The following is an 8,309-nucleotide window of genomic DNA, read 5'->3' as shown; positions in this document are numbered from 1 at the left end:
GGGACTGCTGCAGGTTCGGTTGACTCCTGAGAGGTAGGGGCATTGGCTCCTGCTGGAAGGATGTGCGCCATGGTGAAGGCGTATCCGGAAGAGTTCCGCCGTGACGTGATCGCGGTCGCCCGGAAGGGCGAGACGTCAGTGCGGCAGGTCGCGAAGGACTTCGGCGTCTCCGAGTCCTGCCTGGCCCGCTGGTTGCGCCTCGCGGACCGTGACGACGGCATCGGGGTCGCAGAGCCGCCGTCGCTGAAAGCGGTGGAGCAAGCCGAGCTGCGGGAGGCGCAGAAACGGATCCGGCTGCTCGAGCAGGAGAACGAGATCCTCCGCCGGGCAGCGGCGTACTTCGCGCAGTCACAACTCCCAAAATGATCTACCCGCTGGTCCTTGAACTCGCCGACGACGGTGTTCCTGTCGCGGTGGCCTGCCGGGTACTGGGCTTCTCGAAGCAGGCGTTCTATCGCTGGCGCGCCAGCCCCGTGTCCAAACGGGACTGGGACGACGCGCACCTGACCAACGCCGCCATCGACGCGCATCGCGACGATCCGACGTTCGGGTACCGGTTCATCGCTGACGACTTGGCCGCGGCTGGCCACCGGACCTCCGAGCGTCGGGTGTGGCGGTTGTGCTCGCAGCAGCGGCTCTGGTCCCTGCACTCGAAGAAGCGCGGCCTGACCCGGAAGGCCGGTCCGCCGGTGCACGACGACCGGGTCCGGCGAACGTTCACAGCACCAGACCTGGACCGGCTGTGGCTGACCGACATCACCGAGCACCCCTCTGCGATGCAGGGCTCCTCGGATCGATGGGCAGAGTCGGCGCCTGCGCGGACAACGCTGCGATGGAATCGTTCTTCGCCCTGCTGCAGAAGAACGTCCTCAACCGGAAACGATGGACGACCCGGGAAGAGCTCCGGCTGGCGATCATCACTTGGATCGAAGCGACCTACCACCGGAAACGACGCCAACGCGGTCTTGGGAAGTTGACCCCAATCGAGTACGAGACGATCATCAACCCACAGGTCGCACTCGCGGCCTAAACGAACGAGTCAACCAAACCTGCAGCAGTCCCGGAGGAGCAGCAAGGCACCGTGACGCGCGTAGACGGACCAGAGTCAAGCTGCCCGCTCTGCACCGAGGCGCTTCCCACCGCAGTGGTCGCGGCATGATGCCCAGCGCCACCCCGATGCCCGCACACGTAGCGGCGGTGCGGTCCGGTGCCATGCGGGCGTCGATCTAGTCGGGTGGTGGGCGTTAGATGACCGGTGCCGCGCTAAACGAGCAGGAACGGTTCTGGTCGCACCTGATTCGTGGACCGCTGCCGGATGACTGCCGGATCTGGACCGGCGCGATTAGTGACGACGGTTACGGCCGGTTCTGGATTCGGCCCGGCGCAGGTCGGCAGCGTACGGCGCGTCCGTCCCGCTACGCGCACCAGATCGTGACGGGGCGGGCGTTGCCGTCGTCGGTGATGCTGCTCCACACCTGCGACGTACCGCTGTGCGCGCACGTCGACGCCGACCCGATGGCGTCGCATCTGTTGGAGGGTGACCACCGGATCAACATGCTCGACCGAGAGCAGAAGCACGTGCAAGTGCAAGTGCAGGTGCAGGTGCAGGTGCAGGTGCAGGTGCAGGTGCAGCGCATCAACGCATGGGCGGCGCGGCCGATTGAAGCCGGCTGGGGACAGGGCACCTTGAACGGCCACTTCGAGGGACAGGGCTTGCGGATCGACCCACTCGTCGCCTTGGACGTCGACGACCTGCATGAGTCAGTACAGGGGCCACGCTACGAAGGGCTCCGCGGCGCAGTCGACAAGGTCCTGCTCGTTGGGACGCCGCGGAGCCGCGACGCGTTGCAGGAGATGCAGCGCCTCGTGTTCGACGTCGTCGTGGCACCGCAGTGGCACGCCGCAGCTCAGTTCCTCACGGACATCAGCAGCGCCGCTGCGCAGTGGAGTGGTCGTGATGACAACGTCGACGCGTTCGTCGCTGCTCTCGATCGCATCAGCGCGCAGCACCGGGATCAGGTCAACGTCGCTGAAGCTCTCCGCGGAACCTGACTGAGCACCAACTACGGCTTCAGCGAAAGCGCCGATAGTATGGCTAATATCAGTAACTGGTCGTCGTCGAACTGCAGTCACCCCCCCGGACCCCTCGCGGACGGCGCCCTGAGTCCTCGAAGCGCACGCGAGTCTTGAATCCTTCAGGAAGGGCACGCAGGCCCGGAACAGAGACGTCACCCTGGACAGCCACAAAGCTCCCGTCGGCGGTTCCACTGAGGCCCGCAAGAAGTCGCATGCCCACGGCTGCGACGCCGGCGCCCAGTCGCGGCACGCACGTGCAGAGCAAGTCGTTTCATGGAACGATCTGACCGTGCACTACCGCCTCATGAACGACTACGGTGTCGAATGGCCACTCTGGGACGACGAAGGGCAATGCAAGGCCCATATACCCCCGCTACCCCCTGCCGTCCGCCAAGAGATCCTGGCCTGGACGCAACACTTCAACGACTCGTATTCCAGGGAATACGGATGGCCCTCGTCTGCGGCGGCCGCATTCCATAGGAGACAAGGAGAGCGGCTGTTGGAGATTATTCGACGCGAGCTCCCCTCTGGCGACACAATTGACCTTCAACTATGGGAGTCAAGAAGTCGATTGGGCTTTTAAGAACACCCTGGCGCTGTTCGCCAGGGTGTTCTCTCGGTTAACGCTCCTACGAGCACCCTGGCGCTGTGCGCCAGGGTGCTCTCCCGGTCAACTAGGGAAGGCCGTGATGATCCTCCAGCTCCCTGCAGAGTGGCCTACCTTGACCGTGTATGTACGTACAACCTTGCCTTTTTGCTTGATCTGAACCAAGCCGTAATAGGTATACGTATCATTGGCCCGATTGTACACAACGCTCGACGGCGCGCGCAGCGTGGTGTTGAGCGATTGATCCATGAAACTTTCGGCACTAATTCCCATCGGATACTTATTCACGATACCAATCCAATCATTACCGTGCCCTGCCCAGATGTGCCGCATCCCCATGCCACCTGGGGTTCCGCAGATGAGCGTGCCGACTCCGCCTCGACCGACTACCCCCGGGAAGGCCTTTCGCTCGTAGATGCGAACTGTCTTCGACGTGTTATCACGCGAACTGCAATAGGGCACATCTGCATATCTCCTTGATACGCCGAAGCTGGATTGAGATGGATCCTGAGCGAAAGCACCAGCCTGATTGGCATCGCTTGCCGTCCACGTCCCATCTGAGGAAGTAGTCGCAGCTTGCTCTGCTCCCGCAGCGTGATCAGAGGCAGTGAATGAGAAGACAGGGGTAACGACTGTGGACTGCGTGCCGGAGGGATCAACGCTCCCCGTGATCTCAGCGTGCCACGAATATGTCACTCCATTCGTGAGCGGCATTGAAACTTGTGCAAATGGCTTTGTGATTTGCCCGCTGTCCCAGAGTACCTGCGTCGAAGCCGAGTCGCTTAGATAGTATCGATACGTGCTATCCCGAGGGAACTGATCGGCACCCGCGAGCGTGACCGACAAGTAGGGATTGAGATGGGTAACTTCACCTTCAGTCGGGGCACCAACCAGGGCAGATTCAGTCCAGGTTCCGAACGTCAGCGGGTAGACAGTGGTGGAAGTTGCCGTCCCGTCGATGATTCGCGTCGCAGTAATGAGATGAGCACCGCGAGTTGCGGCAACTTGTACACTCTGGCTGAATGCGACACTTTCAGGAACAGTTCTTGTGACCGCGTCGGCGGCGTCCACCGAAACCGTAATCTGCGCGGAACTTGATGTTGCGGGGGGTGCGGTCACCGTGCAGTTGACGGGGGCGCTCGGTGCAGGCTGAATCCAGGCGTCACTTACGAAGGGAGACGGACATGAAATCCTGGGCGCTGCCGGGTCCGAGTACCACCCCTGGAGGTCAATGACGTAGTTAGTGGAGTCTCCGACACTATTGAGTAAGATTTTCCCGTTCTCGCCGAGGGGAACAGTGATGGTGTTGGTGCGGATTGTGGTCGGGTCAAAGTTGATCGCAGTCGTCCCAGGCCGGGTCGTCCCGTCAGCCCACACCGTGGCGTTGCCTTGTCCCGCGGTGCTCTTCAGCGAAGTCAAAGTGAGGACAACAGCGTTGAGACCAGAGCCCATGACAGGTATGCCGCTGACGCCGGAAACCTGAATGGAGCGGGTCTCGTTCGGCCCCATCACCGCGGCAGGGCTCACGCGGGTGTCATAGACGCGCCCGGCCGCCGGGGTGAACATGGCGCCGCCCTTACCTTTCGCGGTGAAGTACCCCTGCACCTCGACCACGATGTCCGTAGTGCTGTTGGCGTTGAAGATCGTAATCTGCCCAGAAGCGGATAGCTGCACCTGTGCCTGCATTGACGTCGGGACCGCTGCTGCGTAGTTGAACGAGTTCGCCGGACGAGCGCTCCCGGTCGGATAGGGCGTCAAGTAGCCGGTGGAGTTAGCCCGATTCACCGCGATCATGTTGATGATCGCGCCGGACGCGTCAGAGGGCACACCGGTCGTTCCGGCGACCTGCACGTCGATGCTCTTCCCCGAAGCAACCGTCGCCTGCGGAGCGCCACGGCCCTCACGGGTATCGACGATCCGGGTGCCGTTCATCGGCACGAAGCCGCCCGCAGCAGTGCCATCCGTGTTCGCGGTGTAGTAGCCCTGCACATCCAGGAACAGGCGGATCTGCGTCTCGGCCTGGATCTGGATCGTGCCGTCAGGGCTGACCGCCAGGACGGAGGAGAACGAGGTGATCTGCTTGTTCTCACCGCCGTAGATACCCATCATCGTCGCCGGCTTGCTGTCGTTCGGGCGGCCGAACAGCTGCCCCTGGGCCGTGATCGACGACTCCGTGGCAACGACGGAGATCGCGCCGACCGTCCCGTCGTCGGGGATGCCGTACTGACCGGCGACATTGATCGTGCGCCACCCCTTCGCCGGCATCGGCGTGTTGTACCCACCGATGCCCTCACCGGTGTCGAGGACACGGCCAGCGGCAGGTACGTACACACCGCCAGTGCCAGTGTCACTGAGCGCCTGCGCCGGAGCGGCGACAAGAAACGAACCGATTAGTGTCAGAACGCCGAGCGTGGCAGCAGCGACGCTACGCCCTCGGATGCGTGGACCGTGCAGCGGTGTGCGCACGTGACCTCCCAGATCAGATGACCGCAACGCTTGCTGTCAGCCCGCGCAGCATAAGAGAAAGCTGAGTGCGATCGTTCGCCACCCGAAAAGGGGTGATTGCTGAAACCCCAGGTCACAACGGGTAGTTCCACAGTGGGCTGAACGATGGCTCATAGTGTTGCTTCATACAAATTGGCTGGTCGAGCTCATCGCGGGGATCCTTGAACTGACGGAGTCAGCCGAGCGGTGACACCGAACGCCCCCGCGCTCCTGACGCAACCGCGGCCCCCTTCTTGACAACCGACGCGCAGCGTCGGACGGTCATGACTCTGCTCGGTGCGCGCGACGATGACGCGGCGCCCTGCGCGTGGGTCGCGGGTGAGGCCGGGAACACCAGCTCGTCAGAAGCTGGAAGACACCGAGGATGAGTCGGAGGATGGCGATCGTCTGGTCGAGGTCGGTCACGTCCTCTTCTATGCAACGCGCGGTGTCTCGCTCGCGTCGACGCTGGCGCGACGTTCGTCCGCGCACCCTCGCGCAGGCTAGGAGTCAGCCGTGGCCGCGGACCGGTCGCTGCGTGATCGCAGTCGACGGTGGGAGACGCGGTCGCGGCGCGCCCAGATTTCCTGCAGCCGCACCTGCCAGGTCGTCTGCACGAGGACCACAAGCTCCGACGCGGCCACGGCGACGCCGTGGGTGCGCAGCGCGCCGATCTCGGCGTACTTCACTCGAACCCAGACCGGTATCGGCTCCTCGAGCGTCCGGACGTCGCCGCGGTTAGTCTCGGGGACCTGCTCGGGTGTGTAGAGCGGGACGTCGGGGAACTCCGGCGGGGACCAGCGGTGGACGGGCCGGCCGTGGGCTCCACTGGGGGTCAGGAACGGGTCGGCCACGTCACAGCCCCGCTCCACACCCAGGCGCGATGCGTCGTGCCGTCGCGCTGGGTAATCTCAATCTGCACGGCATAGTCGCTGAACGCGACCACCTTCCCGCGCACCTGCACGGGAACCTCCGGGTAGCGGACCCACGCGTTCACCTCGTCGCCGAGCACGGACGCGGCGGAGCCGACTGTCGAGGGTCACCGACTCGACAACGATCCGGCCGACGAGGTACACCCACCGGTCACGGATGGGCAGAGCCATGAGTTGTTTGACGTCCATGACCATGACCATGAGGGTGTCACGGCCCGGCGACGGATCACGTGCTCCCTCCCCCGGCACCGCGAGAGGGAGGTCGCGACGTCAGTGGCGGCGTGCTCAACGGCCGAACCTGCCGGTCGTGCGCTTGGACTCCCACCGGTCGAGCTGATGCAGCTCGGCAGGCGTGTGCCCGACGGCTGACATGGCCTCCTTGAACCGTGAGGGCGACAGGCCTTCCGCGGCCGCGCGAGCAAGAAGCGCCGGCATCACCTCGTCGGTCTGCCCGTTGCGGTCCCATCCGTTGTTGCCAACGAAGTGCAGCGATTCGAGAAGCTCGTGCTGCTCGAAGGTGAAACCGATCCAGGACACGTTGTCGGGCGGAGGCGTCATGCCACGATTCTGCTGCTCACCTCGCAGTTCGGGTCGTCGGCGGCCGCACCCGCCGACGCGAGTCGGACGGTCAGAACCGGTTGGGGTCGTAGCGAGGCAGGCGGACCGGATCCCGATCCTGCTGCTCGTCCGCGATCGCAGCGAACTCCGCCCACACCGCGTTCGACAGCGGGGCGCCGGCCCGTCGGGCGACGGCCCTCGGGCGACGGCCGTCGGGCGACGGCCCTCGGGCGCGGACCGTCGCGCTACGCTCGACCGGTGCGCGCCACCGTGCGGGACGTTGCGGCCCTCGCCGGGGTCTCCGCCAAGACCGTGTCCAACGTGATCAACGGCGTCGTCCCGGTGCGCCCGGACACCCGCGAGCGGGTCGAACGGGCGCTCGCGGAGCTCGACTACGTGCCGAACCTGTCCGCCCGGGGGCTGCGGAACGGCCGCTCGGGGGCGATCGCGCTGACGCTGCCCGAGCTGGGGAACGCGTACTCCGCCGAGCTCGCCCAGTGGTTCGTCGAACTCGCGCGGGACCGCGGGTGGACCGTGCAGCTCGACCAGACCGGCAACGACCCCGACCGGGAGCGGGAGCTCGTGTCGCGGGCCCGGGCGCACCTGGTCGACGGGCTCGTCCTCAACCCGGTGTCGCTCAGCGCGAGCGTCCTCGCCACGACCGAGGGGCTGCCGCCGACGGTCGTCATCGGCGAGGTCGAACCCGAGCACGTCGACCAGGTCCACGTGGACAGTCGTCGGGCGGCCGAGGAGGTCACCGCCCACCTGCTCGCCCGCGGCCACCGGCGGATCGCGGTCGTCGGGGCGGCCCGGGAGGGTGCTCCGACCGCGACGAGCGAACTCCGGGAGCGCGGGTACCGGGCAGCGCTCGACGCCGCGGGGGTCCCCGCCGACCCGGCTCTTCGGGTACCGCTGTCGGCGTGGACGACGAGCGCCGCCGCCGGGGCCTTCGCCGCGTGGCTCGACGCCCACCCGCTGCCCGACGCGGTGTTCGCCTTCACGGACTCGATCGCGTTCGGCGTGCTGCACGTCCTCGCGGCGCGGGGCGTCCGGGTACCGGAGCAGGTGAGCGTGGTCGGGTTCGACGACGTCGACCCGGCGGCGTACGCGATCCCCGCACTGACGACGGTGTCCTTCGACCGCCGGGCCTTCGCGACCGCGGCGCTCGACCTGCTGTCCCGGCGCATCGCGGACCCGTCGGCGCCGCCGGAGACCGTCGTGGTGCCGCACCGGATCGTCGAGCGCGCGAGCGTGCGCGCGCGCTGAGCGGCGCGGGCGCGGCCGCGGCGCGGCACGGCAGGCGGCGGGCACGGCGCGGTTCGACGTGCTCCCGCACAACGGGAAGCAGGTCGCACCACGGGAAACCGTGGCGCGACCTGCTTCCGGTTGTGCGCCGGCCAGACGGCGCGCGCGGAGCGCCGCCAGGGCGGCGCGACGCAACGGCAGTCGCCGCGGCGGCCGCGGACGGCGCCACGAGGCTCTCGGCAGTGGTTCGACGTGCTTCTGAACAACGGGAGGCACGTCGCGCCACGGAAACACGTGGTGCGACGTGCCTCCCGTTGTGCGACGCGCCAGCAGCGCGCTGCTGACGCCCCTCCGGCCCGCCGGTCAGGCCGGCCCGCCGGCCTCCGGCCCGGGTCCCAGCCCGGCCC

General features: G+C 66.2%; 6 protein-coding genes and 1 pseudogene. 3 read left to right on the top strand and 4 right to left on the bottom strand.

The features are described 5' to 3' along the window. Positions 1–69 precede the first annotated feature (69 nt). Positions 70–1,030, top strand: a pseudogene (locus BEP24_RS17230) (transposase). A gap of 218 nt (positions 1,031–1,248) precedes the next feature. Then, the gene (locus BEP24_RS15355) at positions 1,249–2,052 is read left to right on the top strand and encodes a hypothetical protein (protein WP_065964884.1); all 804 of its coding nucleotides are present in this window, start codon (positions 1,249–1,251) and stop codon (positions 2,050–2,052) included. A gap of 694 nt (positions 2,053–2,746) precedes the next feature. Here BEP24_RS15355 and BEP24_RS17225 read toward each other — a convergent pair. The 4 genes from BEP24_RS17225 to BEP24_RS15345 all read right to left on the bottom strand — a co-directional run bounded on the left by BEP24_RS17225 (position 2,747) and on the right by BEP24_RS15345 (position 6,657). Continuing rightward, complete coding sequence (locus BEP24_RS17225; protein ID WP_141693484.1) at positions 2,747–5,149, bottom strand: hypothetical protein; 2,403 nt, start codon at positions 5,147–5,149, stop codon at positions 2,747–2,749. Between the two features lie 521 nt (positions 5,150–5,670). Then, positions 5,671–6,021, bottom strand: a complete 351-nt coding sequence (locus BEP24_RS15350) for a hypothetical protein (RefSeq protein WP_065964883.1) — start codon at positions 6,019–6,021, stop codon at positions 5,671–5,673. Further along, positions 6,003–6,179 (bottom strand): hypothetical protein, encoded by a 177-nt coding sequence (locus tag BEP24_RS17730; protein ID WP_171898841.1) that lies wholly within the window; start codon positions 6,177–6,179, stop codon positions 6,003–6,005. The genes BEP24_RS15350 and BEP24_RS17730 overlap by 19 nt, the downstream gene beginning before the upstream one ends. A gap of 205 nt (positions 6,180–6,384) precedes the next feature. Then, entirely contained in the window at positions 6,385–6,657 is a 273-nt protein-coding gene (locus BEP24_RS15345) for a hypothetical protein (protein ID WP_065964882.1), read from the bottom strand. A 258-nt stretch (positions 6,658–6,915) separates the two neighbouring features. Between BEP24_RS15345 and BEP24_RS15340 the strand changes: the two genes are divergently transcribed. Further along, positions 6,916–7,923, top strand: a complete 1,008-nt coding sequence (locus tag BEP24_RS15340) for a LacI family DNA-binding transcriptional regulator (protein ID WP_065964880.1) — start codon at positions 6,916–6,918, stop codon at positions 7,921–7,923. Positions 7,924–8,309 lie beyond the last annotated feature (386 nt).

Source organism: Curtobacterium sp. UCD-KPL2560, assembly GCF_001705035.1.
Classification (GTDB): domain Bacteria; phylum Actinomycetota; class Actinomycetes; order Actinomycetales; family Microbacteriaceae; genus Curtobacterium.
This window is presented reverse-complemented; position numbering and strand designations above follow the sequence as displayed.

Excerpts from the sequence above, each read along its gene's own strand:
- BEP24_RS15345 (WP_065964882.1), bottom strand. The coding sequence starts at position 6,657 with ATGACGCCTCCGCCCGACAACGTGTCCTGGATCGGTTTCACCTTCGAG.
- BEP24_RS15355 (WP_065964884.1), top strand. The coding sequence starts at position 1,249 with ATGACCGGTGCCGCGCTAAACGAGCAGGAACGGTTCTGGTCGCACCTG.